Origin of the sequence: Shewanella sp. ANA-3 (genome assembly GCF_000203935.1) — a bacterium.
Lineage (GTDB): Bacteria > Pseudomonadota > Gammaproteobacteria > Enterobacterales > Shewanellaceae > Shewanella.
Map to the genome: position 1 here is coordinate 63,220 of NC_008577.1, position 19,334 is coordinate 82,553.

The 19,334-nt window shown below is 48.7% G+C and carries 16 protein-coding genes; 10 read left to right on the forward strand and 6 right to left on the reverse strand.

Annotation, left to right across the window (positions count from 1 at the left end; translation table 11 throughout):
- The first annotated feature begins 1 nt into the window (after position 1).
- The 4 genes from gpsA (at position 2) to SHEWANA3_RS00310 (ending at position 4,027) form a co-directional block, all read left to right on the forward strand.
- Positions 2-1,018, forward strand: a complete 1,017-nt coding sequence (gene gpsA, locus SHEWANA3_RS00295) for an NAD(P)H-dependent glycerol-3-phosphate dehydrogenase (protein ID WP_011620883.1) — start codon at positions 2-4, stop codon at positions 1,016-1,018.
- A 238-nt stretch (positions 1,019-1,256) separates the two neighbouring features.
- Positions 1,257-2,441, forward strand: coding sequence for an NAD(P)/FAD-dependent oxidoreductase (locus tag SHEWANA3_RS00300; protein ID WP_011715342.1), 1,185 nt, complete (start codon positions 1,257-1,259; stop codon positions 2,439-2,441).
- 21 nt (positions 2,442-2,462) lie between these two features.
- A complete protein-coding gene (locus tag SHEWANA3_RS00305) occupies positions 2,463-2,783 on the forward strand; it encodes a hypothetical protein (protein WP_041412469.1) in 321 nt (106 codons plus the stop codon).
- Between the two features lie 380 nt (positions 2,784-3,163).
- Complete coding sequence (locus SHEWANA3_RS00310; RefSeq protein WP_011715343.1) at positions 3,164-4,027, forward strand: DUF2971 domain-containing protein; 864 nt, start codon at positions 3,164-3,166, stop codon at positions 4,025-4,027.
- 577 nt (positions 4,028-4,604) lie between these two features.
- Here the strand turns inward: SHEWANA3_RS00310 and SHEWANA3_RS00315 are convergent.
- From SHEWANA3_RS00315 to SHEWANA3_RS00335, 5 genes are all read right to left on the reverse strand, one after another.
- Positions 4,605-5,966 carry a TrkH family potassium uptake protein gene (locus SHEWANA3_RS00315; protein ID WP_011715344.1) on the reverse strand — a complete coding sequence of 454 codons (1,362 nt, stop codon included), beginning with the start codon at positions 5,964-5,966 and terminating at the stop codon, positions 4,605-4,607.
- 1 nt (position 5,967) lies between these two features.
- Positions 5,968-6,666, reverse strand: a complete 699-nt coding sequence (locus tag SHEWANA3_RS00320) for a TrkA family potassium uptake protein (RefSeq protein WP_011624699.1) — start codon at positions 6,664-6,666, stop codon at positions 5,968-5,970.
- A gap of 44 nt (positions 6,667-6,710) precedes the next feature.
- Entirely contained in the window at positions 6,711-7,400 is a 690-nt protein-coding gene (locus SHEWANA3_RS00325; RefSeq protein ID WP_011715345.1) for a response regulator transcription factor, read from the reverse strand.
- A complete protein-coding gene (locus SHEWANA3_RS00330; RefSeq protein WP_011715346.1) occupies positions 7,401-8,447 on the reverse strand; it encodes a DUF4118 domain-containing protein in 1,047 nt (348 codons plus the stop codon). It abuts the gene before it with no gap.
- Positions 8,448-8,675: 228 nt separating this feature from the next.
- Complete coding sequence (locus tag SHEWANA3_RS00335; RefSeq protein ID WP_011715347.1) at positions 8,676-9,602, reverse strand: pirin family protein; 927 nt, start codon at positions 9,600-9,602, stop codon at positions 8,676-8,678.
- A gap of 134 nt (positions 9,603-9,736) precedes the next feature.
- Here SHEWANA3_RS00335 and SHEWANA3_RS00340 point away from each other — a divergent pair, with 134 nt between their 5' ends.
- From SHEWANA3_RS00340 to SHEWANA3_RS00355, 4 genes are all read left to right on the forward strand, one after another.
- The gene (locus SHEWANA3_RS00340) at positions 9,737-10,474 is read left to right on the forward strand and encodes a sulfite exporter TauE/SafE family protein (RefSeq protein ID WP_011715348.1); all 738 of its coding nucleotides are present in this window, start codon (positions 9,737-9,739) and stop codon (positions 10,472-10,474) included.
- 114 nt (positions 10,475-10,588) lie between these two features.
- Positions 10,589-11,053 (forward strand): NlpC/P60 family protein, encoded by a 465-nt coding sequence (locus SHEWANA3_RS00345; protein ID WP_041408656.1) that lies wholly within the window; start codon positions 10,589-10,591, stop codon positions 11,051-11,053.
- A gap of 24 nt (positions 11,054-11,077) precedes the next feature.
- A complete protein-coding gene (locus SHEWANA3_RS00350) occupies positions 11,078-12,526 on the forward strand; it encodes an MFS transporter (RefSeq protein ID WP_011715349.1) in 1,449 nt (482 codons plus the stop codon).
- Between the two features lie 88 nt (positions 12,527-12,614).
- Positions 12,615-13,643, forward strand: a complete 1,029-nt coding sequence (locus SHEWANA3_RS00355; RefSeq protein ID WP_011715350.1) for a LacI family DNA-binding transcriptional regulator — start codon at positions 12,615-12,617, stop codon at positions 13,641-13,643.
- Positions 13,644-13,701: 58 nt separating this feature from the next.
- On the opposite strand, the gene gtfA is transcribed toward SHEWANA3_RS00355, so the two are convergent.
- Positions 13,702-15,186 (reverse strand): sucrose phosphorylase, encoded by a 1,485-nt coding sequence (gtfA, locus tag SHEWANA3_RS00360; RefSeq protein WP_011715351.1) that lies wholly within the window; start codon positions 15,184-15,186, stop codon positions 13,702-13,704.
- Between the two features lie 256 nt (positions 15,187-15,442).
- Between gtfA and SHEWANA3_RS00365 the strand changes: the two genes are divergently transcribed.
- Together SHEWANA3_RS00365 and SHEWANA3_RS00370 are read left to right on the forward strand one after the other, a co-directional pair.
- The gene (locus SHEWANA3_RS00365) at positions 15,443-16,663 is read left to right on the forward strand and encodes an MFS transporter (protein ID WP_011715352.1); all 1,221 of its coding nucleotides are present in this window, start codon (positions 15,443-15,445) and stop codon (positions 16,661-16,663) included.
- Positions 16,664-16,923: 260 nt separating this feature from the next.
- Positions 16,924-19,320, forward strand: coding sequence for a TonB-dependent receptor (locus SHEWANA3_RS00370; protein WP_011620901.1), 2,397 nt, complete (start codon positions 16,924-16,926; stop codon positions 19,318-19,320).
- The last annotated feature ends 14 nt before the right edge of the window (positions 19,321-19,334 follow it).

The following is a 19,334-nucleotide window of genomic DNA, read 5'->3' on the forward strand; positions in this document are numbered from 1 at the left end:
CATGAAAAACTCTGCCGATATCACTGTGTTAGGGGCGGGCTCTTATGGCACCGCCCTTGCCATCTCTCTAGCCAGCAATGGTCATAAGACCTTGTTGTGGGGGCACGATCCTGCCCATATGCAAACGCTCGCTCAGGACAAATGCAACCAAGCTTTCTTGCCTGGTATTGCCTTCCCCGAGTGTTTACATATCGAAGCCGACTTAGCCAAAGCCTTAGCGGCCAGCAATAATGTGCTGGTTGTGGTACCTAGCCATGTATTTGGCTCGGTACTGGCCCAAGCGAAACCTTTGTTACGCCAAGATGCTCGCATCGTATGGGCGACCAAAGGACTCGAGCCTGAAACCGGACGTTTGCTGCAAGATGTGGCCCGTGATGTGTTAGGCGAGCAATATCCGCTGGCGGTATTGTCAGGACCGACGTTCGCGAAGGAATTAGCTATGGGGTTACCTACGGCGATTTCGGTTGCGGGTACTTGTCCCAAATTTACCGCTGAGCTAGTGGAATTGCTGCACAGCCCTAAACGTTTACGCGTTTATGCTAACGACGACTTTATCGGCCTGCAATTAGGCGGCGCGGTGAAGAACGTTATCGCCATTGGTGCGGGCATGTCAGACGGTATTGGCTTTGGTGCTAATGCCAGAACGGCGTTAATTACCCGTGGTTTAGTCGAGTTAACCCGCTTAGGCGAAGCCTTAGGTGCAAGTACCGCTACCTTTATGGGCATGGCTGGATTAGGCGACCTAGTGTTAACTTGTACCGACAACCAATCCCGTAACCGCCGCTTTGGTTTAGCCTTAGGTAAAGGTTGCGATGTGGATACCGCCCAGGCCGAAATCGGCCAAGTGGTTGAAGGTTATCGCAATACTAAAGAAGTGTTTACTCTAGCGAAGCGCATGGGCGTCGAAATGCCGATCACCGAGCAAATCTACCAAGTGTTATACCAAGGCAAAGCGCCCTTGGATGCCGCCAAAGAACTGCTCAGCAGAGAAAAGAAATCAGAAACGCCAGCGCAATAAAGCGCGAGTCGTGATGATGCTGAATAAAATAAAGGGTGCTAAAATAGCGCCCTTTTTTATGTCCGATCGCTATCGCCTTAATGTACAGGCAGCAGTCTGCATTGGCTGTATCCATCAAGGCTGGATGCTGAACGCGGAATATCTACCCCAATATTGAAGACCAATACTGTCACTCAGTCTTTGAACTATTTGGGATGATGGGCAATAGCCAAATTAATTTATCGACTGGAGTATAAGTGTGAAACATCATGATGTAATTATTATCGGAGCCGGCGCCGCAGGATTAATGTGTGCTGCAACAGCGGGTTACCGAGGTCGTGATGTACTGGTACTCGATAATGCCAAGCAGGCTGGGCGTAAAATCCTTATCAGCGGTGGCGGCCGTTGTAACTTTACCAACCTGAAAGTCGAACCCGCCAACTTTATCTGTGGCAACCCACACTTTGTCAAATCCGCATTGGCGCGTTATCCGTCGCAGCAGTTTATTGAACTGGTTGAGCGCCACGGCATTGAATACCACGAGCGTGACCATGGCCAGCTGTTTTGTAATGACTCGGCTAAAGAGATAGTTACTATGCTGCTGACCGAATGTGAGTGGGCGGGCGTGAGTATTAAACTTCGCACCGATATTCTGGCGGTGAGCAAAACTGAGGCTGGTCGCTTTGAGCTAAACACCTCAAATGGCGAGTTAAGTTGCGACTCCTTAGTGATCGCCACCGGCGGTTTATCAATGCCAAAACTCGGCGCCACACCCTACGGCTATCAATTGGCCGAGCAGTTTGGGCTTAAGGTGTTGCCAACTCACGCGGGTCTGGTGCCTTTTACTTGGCACAGCGAAGATAAAATTCGCTTCGAACCGCTGTCGGGCATTGCCGTACCGAGCCGCATTACCGCCAAAGATGGCACCGCCTTTAGTGAAGCCCTGCTCTTTACCCACAGAGGCTTATCCGGCCCCGCTATTTTGCAGATTTCCAACTACTGGAAAGCAGGCGAAACCATAGAAATCAATCTATTACCCAATATGGATGCCGCGCAGGCCATAGAGCAACAACTGGCCGCACATCCTAAACAGAGTCTGCGTAATACCTTGAGCCAGTGGTTACCTAAGCGGCTGGTGGAAGTGTTATTCGATGAGGCTTTACTCAACAAAGCCTTAAATCAGCTGGTTCATGCAGAGCGTGCCAAGTTAGTCGACGATCTGCACCGCTGGACTGTGTTAATGAATGGCACCGAAGGCTATCGCACCGCCGAAGTGACCCTCGGCGGCGTAGATACCCATGAACTCTCCTCCAAAACCATGGAAGCCATAAAAGTCCCTGGCCTGTTTTTTATCGGCGAAGTGATGGATGTCAGCGGTTGGTTGGGAGGGTTTAACTTCCAATGGGCTTGGGCATCTGGCGTGGCGGCTGGACAAGCGGTTTAGTCTGTTTGGGAACAATAAAGTTTGAAGAAATATTTAGAAAAATTAAATGAACTAGAAATCGCTTGTCATAACAATTTTGAGGATGATTCAGATGAACATTGGGTTGATGAAGAATACGTCCGTATAAGAGCTGATGCTCTCAAGTTGCTAAGTAGCGCAAGCAAAGAGTTAGAAGTGAATGAACTTACTAGTTTTAGATTGAAAATAGTAAAGTTCTTTTGTGCCAATATGGGATGTCATTTAGATATTAAAGTGCTTGAATCTGAAGATGCAAATGTACTGTCGCAAAATGAGATCGAATTTATATTGGGAAATTCTCAGTTAGCGCGGTGGAATACGTAAATTTAAGTTTGTTTTCTGCACATAACAATTCAAGGAAGTTGGCGTTGTATACATTGTCACTATTTCCCCTGTGACACGCCGCCCTTTTATTTTACAAGAAGTATCCCTATAGGCTCGACGGCGGCATCTGCAATACATGGAAGTGTAAACGCCGCCAACGGACACTGTTGCAACAATGGCAATTTTAACGATCATTGAACTGTTCATCTGGCTAAAGGCTTTTGCCCCAAAACGCCTTAGAACAAAAAATAATTCAAATTTTGTTTAAGTACACTCCCCAAATAAATGTTATCCGAAAAACAAACTGAGAAATCTATTGAATCTAAGGGTTAGTAGGAAGAACATATCAACTAACTAAAACCCAAAAGTACCAATGAGTTATGCCAAATTCTCTTTATCATTATACTGACATCAACGCTGTGCGAGGGCTACTAGAGCACAAAAAGCTATGGCTAACTGGTCATGAATTTTTGAATGATGAGCATGAGTTTATCGACGGCTATCATATGCTCCAACAGGATATCGAACAACACCTCGTAAACATCAACGCAAATAGCACCCAAAGAGCACAAGTTGGCGTTATTCTTCAGTATCTCAATGACACATTAGCCCTATCCTGTTCATTTTCTAAATCGCCTGACATGCTATCGCAATGGCGTAGCTACTGCCCACAAGAAGGTGGTTACTGCATAGAATTTGACGATGACATACTCAGAAGTTCTGTCATTAACCCTGGTATTCAGCCTGTTAGAACCTTCGAAGAATGTATTTATGATCAGAGTGAAAAAGCTCGTCAATCTCAATTGCATGCCGAACATTGCATTAACGGATTATTCCAAAATCACTCGCCGAACGCCGACCGAATTTATCAAACGTATCTGAGTTTCCTACATTTTTGTCTTAGATGTAAAAACGAACACTTCCTCGAAGAACAAGAAGTAAGGCTATGCACATATTCAAACAGCAATAGACATAATACCAATATAGTGCAGGTTGGTTCAGGTGGAACTACTCTGACGACACCAATTTTTGTTAATGATCCACTCAGTTTTCGTACTAGCAAAAATCTATTGATTCCTTACTTAGAGTTACCTTTTGACATAAGAGCAATCAAATCGATCACAATTGGCCCTAACAAGAATATGGACACAGCTCTTCAAGGTTTGGAGCTTTACCTTAGAGAGCAAAGGCTCGCAGGGCAGATTATTGTTAACAAGTCAAAAATACCTTACCGTAATTGGTGAGGATTAAACTCAATATGCTCCAAAAGCTCTCATCATCGGTAGCTCAAATTAAGTTGCCGATTTTCATTTTTGGGATACCAAAAGTTATCTGAACGGTAAATTGACTCCTCTGCGGCTAACTCAGAATTGTCCCTAAACGAGTTACTAATCTTCTTTCAAAACGAACAGGTTACGCCGATGCTAAAGAGGTGATCCATGGTGATTAGCGAGACGACCGTCCGCACCACGGACGGGGCGGTCGAGCATCCACGGATGGACTTGAACAACATCCGTGTTTAACGGCCAGTTCGCCTTCCATGGCTCTCGTTCATAAGCTTAGAAACCCAAGGTTTCTATTCACCGCGTCGTCGAGCAAATGCCATGGCTCGCCTATCAGTCAGCGTTTAAAGAGCTAAGTTCCAAATTTGACCCTCTTCATCAGTCCTACCAAATCCATGCTTTACACTCTTTTTGTCCGTAAATGAGCGAGTGAATCCATCCGTTCTAGATGGACTCACACAAATCGATTATCGCAATGGCTCTGTGTGACAAACCTCTGATGGTCTGTCAATTTGATGTATCACCCACCAACCAATCCTTAGCCAATTGCTAATTTGGTTTCTGCATAGCGCAGCTTTTTTACCCTTGGGTTGGCAAGGAAGTAGGCCAACATCAGTGGGCCGAGGCGCCCCATAAACATCATAAAGATAATAATTCCTTGGCCTGCACTGGATAAATTGCCTGTTAATCCTCGGGATAGCCCAACTGTGCCGAGGGCGGATACGGCTTCGAAGGCGATATCCATTATCGGGGCTTTTTCTGTGAGCACGAGGGCGAATATTGCCAGCCAAGTGACGCCGATGGAGATCATCGTTAGGGCGAGCGCCTTGCTAATGGTGTCTTTGGGGATTTCGCGCTTAAACACATATACAGCTTCATCGCGGCGTAAATAGCCGTAGGTGGCGAGGATTAACACCATAAAGGTCACCACCTTAATGCCACTGGCGGTGCTGAGGGAGCCGCCGCCGATAAACATCAACACTAAGATCAATAGGGTGGAACCATCCTCGAGTTGGTCTATGGGCAGGGTGTTAAAGCCTGCGGTGCGCGGGGTTACGGCTTGAAACCAAGAGGCTAACCATTTGCCTAGTTCGCTTAAGGGCGCGAGGGTGTTGGGGTTGTTGTACTCAATCAGGTAAATGGCTATCACTGCTACGGCATTGATCAGTATGGTGCCGGTAATCATCATGCGGCTGTAGACGGTGAGTTTAGCCCAACGTTTATTGCGCTTGAGGTCAATCCACACCGAAAACCCAAGGCCGCCCACAATAAATAAACCTGTGATGGTGAGGTTAACGACTGGGTCGGCCACATAGGGGATTAAACTATCTGGGCTTAGGGCAAAACCCGCGTTATTAAAGGCGCTAATAGTATAAAAGAAGCCATGAAACAGGCTGGTTTGCCAGCCCAGCTCGCCGCTCCAGTAGACGGATAAAATCAGCATTCCCACAGCTTCAACCAATAGTGAAAACATCAGCACGGCCTTAGCAGTCGAGACTAAGGTGGAGGTATCGGTTTGATTAAAGGCTTCTTTCGCCACCGTTTGCTGCAAGAAACCTATCTTACCGCCCAGCGCTATTAGCGTGACTATGGCAAAGGTCATCAAGCCTAGGCCACCGCATTGAATTAACAGCGCGATAATCACTTGGCCAAAGGGCGTGAACACACTGCCAGTATCGACGACAACAAGCCCTGTGACCGTCACCGCCGAGGTCACGGTAAAGAGGCTTTGTAGCCAAGTAATTGGTGACTCGGTGGCGATGGGCAGTTTAAGCAAGCAAGTGCCAATTAAGATCAGCAGAGCAAAACTAACACTTAAGATAAAGGGCGGCGCGCCAAAGAGTTTTTTACCGCTTTTAGGTGTGTGCTCTAGGGTGAGCGAAGGATGCCATTGAACCACGTTACACCAACCTTGGTGCGAGCTGTTTTAACTCGGCACGGCTACCGCAGAGGAATAGGGCATCCTCTGTGTGCAGGCTAAAGTCGCTATCAATCTTGCTAAATACGTTGTGCTCACGCTTAACCATCAGCGCCGCTACCTTGCCCTTAGGATTGCGTGGGACATTGGTTTGCTCATCGGCGCTGTGCTCCTGCAAGCTCCCGAGCAGTTGGCCAACAGTGGTGTGATGTAACTGGGCTTTAATATGGATTTCAACAATATAAAGCCCATCGCCGATGGCGAGAAAGTTATTCACCATAGGGTAGTTAAGCGACTGGGCGACGCGGATCCCCATTTCTTCCTCGGGATGAATAATACGGGCAACGCCGAGTTTCGACACTATGGTATGGTGCGCCTTGGTGCTGGCCTTGACCCAAATCGTCTGCACGCCGAGGTTTTTCAGTGCCAGCGTGCACAGCAGGCTAGACTGCATATCCTCACCGATAGCGACCAGCACGGCCTCGCAGTTGGTCAGATCGAGTTCGCGCAGCGACGCCTCATCGGCGCAGTCGCAAATCACCGCTTCTGTAAGACTTTCTACATATTTTTCAACGATTTTTGGGTCGCTATCGACACCGGTAACCGTGTGGCCTAAGTGGATGAGTTCGAGGCTCGCGGCAACGCCGAAGCGGCCTAATCCGATGACAGTAAAATGTGCCATTTCATATCCTTTTGTGGTTGAGCTAAAGAGTGAGGCGAGCTGGCCTAGGGCGGGCCGAGGTCGGTGAGTCGATACCCTAAGCCGGGCTCGGTTTTGATCAGCTGTTGTTCGTCGCTGTCGTTGAGCTTTTTACGCAGCTGGCGGACTAAAATCCGTAGATAGTGGCTATCTTCTTGGTGAGTCTCGCCCCAGATATTGCGCAGCAGATCGCTCTGTTTCAGTAATTGCCCCGGGTGGGACATGAGTTGGGCGAGCAGGGCAAATTCCTTTTTAGTGAGCGCCACTTCCTGTTGATTCAGCCAGCATTGATGGCTGCTCTTTTGTAGGGTGAGCGGGCCAAATTGCAGCATATCGATGGTGCTTGAGGTATCCACAAGGTCGCGGACTAATACCTTGATACGCACGATTAATTCCCTGATGCCAAAGGGCTTACTCAGGTAATCGTTAGCGCCTGCCTCGAGCAGGCGGATTTTTTCTTCCTCCTGATCGCGGGCGGTGAGCACCAGCACTGGGGTCTTATCCTGCTGGCGTAGCCCATGGAGCAATTCGATACCATCGCCATCGGGCAGGCCGAGGTCGAGCACGATAAGGTGCGGCTGGTGGCTTTGATATTGTTTAAGCGCCGTGGTTATGCTGGTGGCGCTTAAGTATTCAAAGCCTTCCGCTTCGAGTGAGATCCGCATAAAGGTATGGATTTGCGGCTCATCATCCACCACTAAGACCTTATAAGCCATTTATGCCGCCTCCGTGGTTATGGGTAAGGCGATGCGGATCAAGCTGCCTTGGGCGACACTTTCGGCGCCGATGCTGCCCCTGTGGGCGGTAATAATGCCTTTAGCGACCGCTAGGCCTAATCCCGCACCGCCATCGGTCGAGGGATGTTGACGATAGAACAGCTCGAAAATGGCCTCGGCGTCGGCTGGCGCTATCCCCTGTCCTAAGTCTTGAATATCGATGCGTAGCAGCTGTTGGTGGCGGTACAGGTTTACCGTGACAGGCAGTTCTGCGGGCGAGTAGCGCAGGGCATTGTCGAGCACATTAAAAATCGCCTGTTCAATCAAAGAGCTGCAAATCATTAATGGCGGAAGTTCTGGCTCACTATGAATTTGGATCCTAGGTTGCGCGGTTTGAAAGCGGGCAATCGTACGCTGTAACACTTCGCGTAGATTGGCTTCGTCTAGGCTAAATTTGAGCACGCCATGTTGTAACTTGGTCGCCTGCAAGAGGTTTTCGATATATTGGTGCAGGCGATGACTCTCGGCGGCGGCCGAGTCAATAAGCTCCTCGTTTTGCTTAGGGCTGAGTTTAGCTTGGTATTCTTTCAGCGTGGTTAAGGTGCCGATAATGGTCGCAAGCGGCGTGCGTAAATCGTGGGAGACTGAGAGCAAAATGCTATTTCTGAGCTGTGCCTGTTCGAGTGCCTGCTGCTGGCGGCGGTAATGTTCGGCTAACTTGCTGCTAGTGAGGGCGACCAGCAAAAACACGCTTAGATTGACTATGTCTTCGACGTTGAACATCTGCAACGAATAGCGCGGCGTGGTGAATAAAAAATTGAAACTCACTGCGCCAAACACGGCCACAAAATAGGCGTAGTTGGCGCTGCATTGCAGGGCCACGGCGACCACGGCTAATTGCAGGATAAGCAGTACGGCAATGGCCGAGCCTGAAAAGTAATCAATCAAATAGCTTGTGAGCAAAGCAATCACTAACAACATGGCGGTAAATAACGCGGGGTGCGTGCGCCAGTATTGGTTGATGGAGGCTGTGTTTGCAAAAGTCATAACGGCTAAGGCGTTGCTGAAGTTAAGGCTACTCTAGCAAAGGCCTGTAGGGATAGCGCGTAAAAAATCCGTAAAATTTTCTGGGGTTTGGCTTGTGAATGTTGTCTGGCATTTACATCAGGCTGGCGGTTCTGCTCGCCAAGTTGCATTGGATAGTGGCTGCAAATACCGCCATTACGCGAGGCAATCTAGCTCGGTTACCTCGCGCTAACGCATGAAAGGCTTGGGCTACCAAGGGATGGGCGGCGGCATTAAGCGTTTGCCGTTATAACCCTGCACAGTGGCAAAACGTGGGGACTTGGCCTCCCAATCGGCTTGGGCGCTGGCGATATCTTCCTTACTGTGGCCGACGAAATTCCACCAAATACTGACGGTATCGGCGAGGGGCGCGCCGCCAATCAGCAGTAAACGTGCGCCAGGGTGAAGGTCGAGCGTCACACTCTCGCGCAGCATGCCAAGGTAAGCGAGGTTATTGTTATCAAAGGCCTCGTCGTCGATATCGAATCTGCCTTCGAGTGGCATTAGGCCATATTCAAATCGCGGGTCTAGCCTGAGCGTCAGTTGTGTCGCCTCTGCGGCGAAGATATCGAGCGCGACGATTGGTGAAAAGTGCAGCGTTGGCGCTTGTTTATCCTTCCACGAGCCTATCAATAGGGTAAATTCGACGCCCGCCTCCTGCCAAGTGGGCAGCTGGGGATAATGGTCGAATCTCGGGGCTGTGTCTTTGTGCTCCAGCGGCAGCGCAATCCATAGCTGCACCGCATGCATAGTGCGATGACCTTCGATGGACTCTTCGGTGTGGGCGATACCATGGCCCGCGGTCATCAGATTGACCTGCTTTGGGCGGATCACTTGGGCGCTACCTAGGCTGTCCCTGTGCATGATTTCCCCCTCCAGCATCCAAGTGAAGGTTTGAAGGCCGATATGGGGATGCTCGCCCACATTCATTAAGGGGCCGTCGGTGACTGGGCCAATATGATCCAGAAAACACCAAGGTCCTATGAGTCGACGCGGTTTTTGTGGAATCGCCCGCGCCACGGGTATCCCGCCCACATCACTGATTTTGGGAGCAATATGCTGGATTTGGATCCGCCCATCTTCGACGGGGCATTCCCTTGGGCCGCCGTAAAATGGCGATGTTTGCATTTGACTCATATCGACTTCTTATCTTCATTTAGACACGGATAGACTTAACATTTATGCTGGTGCAGCGAGGCGTGTTATCGCCCTCAAGGCCTGTTACTCTTTGCTCGACCTTAATGACTTTAACGCAATATTGGGAATAAGGGATGTTAACAGACCCTGTTTTTTGGCTGGTGGCGATTCCTGCGGTGTTGATCACTGGGATCTCTAAATCGGGTTTTGCCGGCGGCGTCGGTGGCCTGACCGTGCCTCTATTAGCGCTCGCCATAAGCCCGGCAACTGCTGCGGCAATCATGTTGCCATTGCTGATTTATATGGATTTTTTAAGTGTTCGCTCCTGGTGGGGCCAACATAACCCTCGCCAATTATGGATCCTTTTACCCGCGGCGATAGTGGGCATAGGCATAGCCTATTGGCTGTTCGACCGCTTAAACGAAGATTATTTACGGGCAATTTTAGGCTGTGTGTCCTTAGGTTTTGGTCTTTATGGCTTGATATTAGGGGATAAAACCCAAGCAACGCCTTCGCCACTCGTGGGGCGGCTCTGCGGCTTAACTGCAGGCTTTACCAGCTTTGTGGCCCATGCGGGCGGGCCGCCACTCAATGCCTATTTGCTGCCGTTACGCTTGGCCAAGCCAGAGTTTTTAGCCACGGCAGTGGTATTTTTTGCGGTGGTGAATCTGGTTAAGTTGGTGCCCTACAGTCTGCTCGGGCAAATTAACCAAGGTAACATTCTGATTTCGCTATTACTTGCGCCTTTGGCTTGGTTAGGCGTAAAACTGGGGTTGGCGATTCAAGATAAGATCAGCGATAGGTTGTTTAAACGCATCATCTTGATTTTAATGGTGCTGGTGGGTATTCGTTTATTGTGGACGGCGTTATAGTTTTAAGCTTGGGATTAGCTTAGGCTGTTACCATCGGTTTTTTCACGATATTTTCGTTATCGCTTTGATAGCACCCATATTACGCAAGAATTGCCTGCGATGAGTTTTACGCTAATGAAACGATTACTGATAGTTATCTTAGCTTTAGGTCTTGGCGCCTGTGCGAGCGCGCCAGAACCTAAGCCTGTGGTGAAGCAAGTTGAACCCGTATCCGTTTGGAACGATAGCAATATCGCCGATTTCCATTCCGAATGGCGCGGCGTACCCTATCGCCTAGGTGGCGGCACTAAAAAAGGCATTGATTGCTCGGCCTTTGTGTCGGTCGCTTATCAAAAGATGTTGGGCATGACTCTGCCGCGCACAGTAGAAGAACAGCAAGCCCTCGGCAAACCCGTGGCGCGGGACCAACTGCGTAAAGGCGACTTAGTGTTTTTCAAAACGGGTTGGAGCACGCACCATGTTGGCATTTATGTGGGCGGGAATAATTTCCTCCATGTCTCGACGAGCCAAGGGGTGAAAATTTCGAGTCTGCTAAATAGTTATTGGGCATCAAAGTATTGGAATGCAAGGCGAATTTAAGCCTTAATCACAGGTGGAGACTCTATGACCCCTGCGTCTGCTTCGTCCCAACATGAGCCTCTGCCCACCTCGGTTTTTCTGGCGATTTTTTCCGCCGTATTCTTGCCCATGTTTCTGGCAGCAGTCGATCAAACCCTACTCGCTACCGCAACCCCTGCCATAGTGGAAGATCTTGGCGGCCTCAGGCAAGCCTCGTGGATCACTATCGGTTATATGCTGGCGATGGCGGCCAGTGTGCCTATTTACGGCTGGCTAGGAGATAACTTTGGCCGCGCTAAAATCCTGATGATCGCCTTAGTGGTGTTTGCGTTGGGTTCAATCGTTTCCGCCAGTGCCAGTACGATGGACCATATGATTGCCGGGCGGATCCTCCAAGGTCTCGGCGGTGGCGGGCTGATGAGTCTGTCCCAATCCCTAGTGGGGGAATTAGTACCGATACGACAAAGGGCACGTTTTCAGGGTTATTTTGCCGCTATGTTTACCCTCGCCAGTGTTGGCGGCCCTGTGATTGGTGGCTTTGTGGTGCATGCCTATTCTTGGCACTGGTTATTTTGGGCGAATATTCCTTTGGTCATGCTGGCGGTTTGGCGACTTAATCGCTTGCATAAACAGAGTGTTAAACCGGTGCGGCAAGGGCGGTTTGACTTACTCGGCGTACTGTTATTTCCCACGATCATCACAGCGCTGTTGTATTGGTTGTCTGTGGCGGGGCAAGACTTTGCTTGGCTATCGGCCACAAGCTTAGGCTTTATGGGATTTATCTGTGTGGGCGCCCTTGTTCTGTTGTGGTGGGAGCGTCGGCGTGAGAGTCCTTTCTTACCTCTGGATTTACTCGCCAATAAAGCCATTTATATGCCGCTCTTCACGGCCGCGCTGTTTGCCGCCTGCCTGTTTGCGATGATCTTCTTTTTACCCATTTACTTGCAGGTCGGTCTGCACACCAATCCGGCCAAAACGGGCTTGCTGCTGATGCCAATGACCTTTGGCATTGTCACAGGTTCCACCATCGCTGGCAGGCTGTTGAGTCGGGATGTGGCGCCTAAATGGTTGCCGACCTTCGGCATGGGCTTAGCCTTTATCGGTTTGCTCTTAATCGGTTTAGTGCCGCCGAATGCGAATTTGATTGGCGCTTTAGGTGTGCTGGTGGGCATTGGCTTAGGGACTGTGATGCCCAGCGTGCAGCTAGTGGTGCAGAGCGTGTCGGGCAAGGCGCGTTTAAGCCAAATCACCGCCATGGTGTCCTTGAGTCGTTCCATGGGCGCGGCAATTGGTACGGCTTTATTCAGTCTGTTGCTATATGGCTTATTGCCGCTTGACGGGGCGCAGGTGGGAATTGCGGCAATAAAGCAGTTACCCATAGAGGTTGTGCATCACGCCTTCCAATGGGGTTTTATCGCGGCGGCTCTGGTGGCGCTCAGCTCGGCGATTGTGGGTTATCTCTCGCCTGCGACTGCGCTTAGGGATCATGAGTAGATTTGTTGGTGCACGACGGATTTAAGCTGTGTAGTATTTGCGGTAGGTTAGCTTCCGCTGTGACCCCATTCTTTGCCAGGAATTCTGCATGACAACTAAAAACTGGACTTTAAAGAGCATAGCTAACGAGCTAGGTGTCTCTAACGCCACTGTTTCTAATGCTTTTAATCGTCCCGATCAGCTATCGGAAAAACGTCGCAACGAGATTTTAGCCGCCTGCTCTAAACTGGGGTATTTTGGCCCAAACAAGGCGGCGCAGTCCCTACGTAGGGGCAAATTTGATACCGTCGCGCTGGTACTGTCCGATAGTGTTGAATATATGGTGTCCGATCCTGTCGCCAGTAAGTTTATGAAGGGGGTGGCTTCGGTATTGGAGCGGGAAAAACTCAACTTACTGCTATTTTCTGGCAGCTCCGACAGTGTGAATGCGGTGGCCGATTTTGTGGATGGGTTTATTTGTTATGGTCGCCCGCGCAATGCCTTGCTCGCCGAGCAATTAAAACAGGTTAAGAAGAAGGTGGTTACAGTGGACTTTGATATCCACCGCAACGCTTCTGTCAGCATTGACAATAAGTTAGCCGCCTATGAGGTGGCAAAATTGGCGTTAAAATCTCCCTCCGATCAAGTTGCAATATTGGGATTGAGGCTACTCGATACCCATTTAACTTGCCGAGTTTACGATTTGAATTTGCTCGAAATCGATATGTCGATTGCGCACCAGAGGTTGCAGGGATATTTACAGGCGATTGAGGAAACGGGTGTCACCCTTGGTAATGATCGGATTTGGAATATTCCAGAAAGTAATGCGGAGTATGCGCGGATTGCGGCCAAGGAGGCATTAAACTCAACCCCAAGACCCAATGTATTTTTATGTATGAGCGACTTAATTGCCCTCAGCGTGCTGGGTGAGGCGCAGGCCATGGGATTAGCGATTCCGGAGGATATTCGTGTCGTGGGATTTGATGGTATTGATGAGGCGACTCGCTCAACTCCACCACTGACCACGGTTTACCAATACTCGGAACAAAAAGGCCAAATGGCAGCGCAGATGTTTATCGACGATGCCGTGCATGCTCAGGTATTAGGGTATGAACTACGTTTAGGCAAAAGCTGTTAATACAATCAGTTTTATATGCAAAAGGCGCTAATTAAGCGCCTTTTGTTTTTGTTCTGCATTAGGCCTGTGCTTGAGTGAGCAGGTCTGCTAATGCGATTTGGGTTTCGATGCCTTGCTCATCAAGTAGGGTGATCAGCCCTTGTTTATGGGCAAAGTCGAGACTAAGACTGGCCGATGCATTTTGTGCAGACCATGTGAGAGTTAGTGTTTTTCCACTTGCAGCCATCGAAAAGCGGCCATTGAATGCTGCGCTATTATTACGCAGTTTAATCAATTGGATGAGGGCTTTAACCACAGGTTTTTGCAGGGCTTGTTGCACTTTTTCCCGGTTTAAATAGGGGCGATTAATGTCTCGGCCGACGTGGGTTTGATTCAGCAACGTCATGTCGTTTGGTATGGCAAGCAGGCCTGTGTAGTAGACCTGAGGAATACCCGGTGCGAAAAACTGAATTGCTCGCGCCATCAAGTAATCTAGATCATTTTGCCCTAGGGCATCGTAATAGGTGCAGTTGATTTGATACAAATCGACATTGCTGGCGGCCGCCCCAGTGGCTTGTAGACTCTCGCCTTGACTGTTGCCGTGTATGGTTTCGACCAGATTATCGATTTGTTTTTCGTTCAATAATCCGCGTAAGCCATCCATTGGGCCGACATCGATAATACCAATGCCATCGTGGGTATCGAGAACGGTAATGCAGTTGCGAGGGGCCATGTCTAGCCAGTGACTCAGGGCGCTACAATCTTGGCTAAACAGCGTGTGCAGGATGAGCGGTGGCAGGGCGAAGTCGTAAACCATGTCCACTCGTTTGGCGATATCGATTTGCGTCATATGATGGGAGTGGATTTCGGCTAGGGTTGTCATACCTAACTCATTGGCCTGTTTCGCTAATTTATCCACAAACTCGAAGGATTCCTCAATCATAAAGCAGCTAGTGCCGGGTTTTTTTATCGCATAACCTGCGGCATCTAAGCGGATTAAATTGACTTTGCTGTGGTTAAATCGCGCCAATACGCGGTTTAAATAATCCTTACCTGCAGCTGAGTTAACATCGATATCGATCTGGTTACGGGTAAAGGTGGTCCAAAATTCTTCCGTTGAACCATCCGCTAAGGTGTAAGTGCTAAAGCAGCTTCCTGGGCGGGGGCGATAGATAGCTTTTTGATCCTGTTCACTTAATCCCTCTGGGAATACCTTGTCCTTGGTCAGGAATAAATCCCAGTAAACCGATTGTTTGCCATGTTTGAGCACATCTTTAAACTCGGGAGATTCTGCGGACATATGGTTAACGATCAAGTCGGCCATGATGTCGAACGCTTCGCCTATGCTTTTGACATCGTCCCAATCACCTAAGCGTGAGTCCACTTGTACATGGTCTATGGGATCAAACCCTGCATCGCTGCCATCGATGGGATAGTAAAATGGCAGTAGATGAACGCCCCCAAATAAACCATCTAACTCATTATCGAGTAAGGCTTTGAGTTGTTTGAGTCCGGCACCGGTTATCCGATCGACATAGGTGATCAATTGCACTTGATTTTTCATACTTTGCCCACGCTTTAGTAGCCTTCCCAGAGTAAAGTTTGCTGGCGGTTATTTATAAATTGCACAAACAAACTTAATCGATTAAGTTGTATATTTAACCAATGTGAAACATTATTCAAGTGGTTTGTTAGATTTTTGAGTTAGTCTTGGTTTTGGGGGGATTAGCTCACTGCTGTACATAAATAATGCCTAAAGCTGTTTGGGGCTTAGCTAGCTTCAAGGGGGATTTAGCGCGATAACGATAAGGTGAAACAGTATGGTAAGTGATTCAAATTCTGTAGAAAATCGCCATCACACTCGAATTAGAGTGCTGACGTATTTAATGTTTTTTATGTTCGCTATGACCTCAGATGCCGTGGGCGTGATCATTCCTCAGCTGATTTCTGAGTTTGGCCTCTCTTTATCACAGGCGAGCGCCTTTCATTATATGCCGATGATTTTTATTGCAATAAGTGGTCTATTCCTCGGTTTTTTGGCGGATAAAATAGGGCGTAAACTAACCATTTTATTAGGGCTGTTGTTGTTCGCCATTGCCTGTTTTTTATTTGCGCTTGGGGAGTCGTTTTATTATTTCCTGCTGCTATTGGCCTTGGTGGGCTTGGCAATAGGGGTATTTAAAACCGGGGCCTTAGCCCTGATCGGTGATATTTCTCGGTCGACAAAACAGCATTCCAGCACCATGAATACGGTCGAAGGTTTTTTTGGGGTCGGCGCCATGGTGGGGCCAGCCATCGTCAGCTATCTGCTTATCAGTGGTGTGTCATGGAAGTATTTGTATTTTGGGGCGGGTGTGTTTTGTCTGCTGCTCTGTTGGTTAGCGTTTAGGGCCGATTATCCGCAGGTTAAGCGATCTTCAACGGAAACAATTAATCTGACGAATACCTTCAGTATGATGAAAAATCCTTATGCATTAGGGTTTTCCCTTGCTATTGGTTTGTATGTGGCCACCGAAGTGGCGATTTATGTATGGATGCCTAGCTTGCTGCAAGAGTATCAGGGGGATTACACAGTACTTGCGGCCTATGCCTTGACCATCTTTTTTACCCTGCGAGCGGGTGGACGGTTTTTGGGTGGGTGGATATTAAATCACTTTTCGTGGCAACAGGTTATGTTCTGGTTTAGCTTAGCGATCAGCCTTTGCTACCTCGGTTCAATGCTCTATGGCGTTGAGGCCGCTGTTATTCTCTTGCCCCTCTCAGGGCTGTTTATGTCAATGATGTATCCCACTTTAAACTCCAAGGGGATCAGTTGTTTCCCCGTGGCACAGCACGGCTCTGTGGCTGGAGTTATCCTGTTTTTTACCGCGGTTTCTGCGGCGTTGGCTCCCCTGTGCATGGGGTTAGTTGGGGATATTTTCGGCCATGTGAAGTATGGCTTTTACCTCGCAACCGGGTTTGCCGTTTTGTTGTGCCTGTTAGCGGGGGTTAATCTGATTAAAGATCCTTCTCAAGCTCTGTTAAGCCGTGAAACCGCTTGAATTGAAATGTGACAGAAAAATTTTTTCTGTCACATTTTTTCGATTAATCAATTAATTGCCAGCTGTTCCCACTTTAAGTTTGTTGGCTTGTACAAAAAACGCACTTGCTTTTTGTTATTTAGTTGCTAACTTGTTAACTTAATCGATTAAGATGTTTTTGGGAACCAAACAAGACTCACTAATCGATTAACAACAATTCAGTAGAAGTTGCCGTGGGGAGATATAGGCAGCTTCTCAAAATATGGGTGGGGACATAAATAATGATAAATCGCACATCACAACAATTCTTGTTAAGTACCATCGCCGTCTTGGTGAGTTCTCAGCTTTGGGCTGCCGATGCACCCGCGCAGGAAGAAACCAAGAAAGATGCGTTAGGCCTTGAGCGCATTACTGTTACGGGCGTGGCCCGTGGTACTCGCGTCATGGACTCGAGCGTGTCAGTTAGCAGCGTATCACTCGCGGAGTTGGAGGTTAGTACTCCACGTTCATCCGCCGAAGCGTTCCGGATCATTCCGGGGATGAAGGTGGAATCAACGGGCGGCGAAGGTAATGCTAACATTGCGGTCCGTGGCTTACCTGTGGCATCGGGTGGTGCTAAGTTTCTTCAAATCCAAGAAGATGGTTTACCAATTCTGCAGTTTGGCGATATTGCCTTTGGTAATGCGGATATCTTTTTACGTTTAGACTCTACAGTGCAAACTATTGAATCTATTCGTGGTGGTTCGGCATCCACTGCGGCGAGTAATGCTCCCGGCGGCATTATTAACGTGATCAGTAAAACTGGGAGCTCGGATGCTGGCAGCGTGTCTACCACCTTTGGCTTGGACTACGATACCTTCCGTACTGACTTTGAATATGGCACGAGTATCAATGATAGCCTGCGTTTCCATGTGGGGGGATTTGTGCGGACTGGCGAAGGTCCTCGCCAAGCTGGTTATGATGCCAACAAGGGCGGCCAGGTAAAAGCCAACATTACCAAAGAGTTCGATAGTGGCTATGTTCGTCTTTATTTTAAACACTTAGATGATAAGAGTATTGGCTACTTACCTATGCCAATGTATTCGGACGGTAGTTCTGTCCCAGGTTTTAATGCGAAATCCGATGCTATTCAATCAGCTTATTTCCTCTCAACCCTGAGTTTGGGCGCCGATGGTGAGCGTCGTCGCGGTGATATGCGCGATGGTATGAACCCTGAGGTTAACTCTGTGGGTTTAGAGGCGTCTTTTGATTTAGGCAATGATTGGCAGGTCGAAAACCGTTTCCGTTTCTCGGATGTGAGCGGTAATTTTATGGCGCCATTCCCTGCCGAAGTGGCTAATGGTGCCGACATTGCGGCCAGTATTGCCGGCACTGGCGCCAAGTTGATTTATGCCAATGGTCCCGATGCGGGCAATCCTATGGATGGACTCGCCATGCGTATCCATACCTTCGACGTCAAGATGAATGACTTTGGCTCAATCGTAAACGACTTAAAATTAACGAAAACTTTTGACGATACCAGCGTTACTCTGGGTTATTACAATGCCACCCAAAATATCAATATGACCTGGATGTGGAACTCCTATCTGATGGAAGTCAAAGGGGATAACGCCGCATTGCTCGATGTGGTGGCCGCCGATGGTACCGCCTATTCCGATGCTGGGCTCTACGGCTATGGTGTGCCTTATTGGGGCAACTGTTGCCAACGTAATTACGATACCGAATACAACATTAAGGCGCCTTATCTTGCGGTAGCGTCAAGTTTTGGGGATTTGTCGTTGGATGCCAGTGTGCGGTACGACAGCGGTGATGCCAGTGGTTACTACGCAGGTAATGTGCAATCGCAAGTGGATATGAACTTGGATGGCGTTATCTCTATTCCTGAGCAGAGCGTCTCTTCTATCGATAATGCCAATCCGCAACCCGTGAATTATGACTGGAGCTACACCTCCTATTCACTCGGCGCAAACTATCAGTTTGACAGTGATTTAGCCGCCTTTGGTCGCTTGAGTCATGGTGGCCGTGCCAATGCGGATCGCCTGTTATTTGGTAAGGTTCGTGCCGATGGTTCAGTGGCAAAAGAAGACGCTGTCGATAATGTGGATCAATATGAGTTAGGCGTTAAGTACCGTTACGATGATTTATCTGTGTTCGCGACCGCTTTCTATTCAGAGACCGAAGAGCAAAACTTCGAGGCGACCAGTCAGCGTTTCTTCGACCGTAAGTACAAAGCCAAAGGTATTGAAATTGAATCGGCCTATTTTATCGGTGACTTCGATTTTAGGGGCAATGTCACTTGGACAGATGCTGAAATTGCCAAGGATGCGTTAACGCCAGACGTTGTGGGGAATACCCCAAGAAGACAGGCCGACTTTATCTACTCACTGATGGGCCGTTATAACTTTGACCAAGGTTCAGTGGGCATCAACCTGATTGGCACTACTGACTCCTATGCACAGGATAATAATGACCTCAAGTTTGATGGTTATAATCAGGTCAATGCCTTTGCAACCTACAACTTGACTCAGGCCTTAAGCGTCTCGTTAAACGTCAACAACCTGTTTGACGCCACGGGTATCACCGAAGCTGAAGAGGGTTCGATTCCTGATAACAATATTATCCGTGCTCGCACCATTAATGGCAGAACCACGAGTGCAACCTTGAGATACGAGTTTTAACTCCGGCGGGTTTG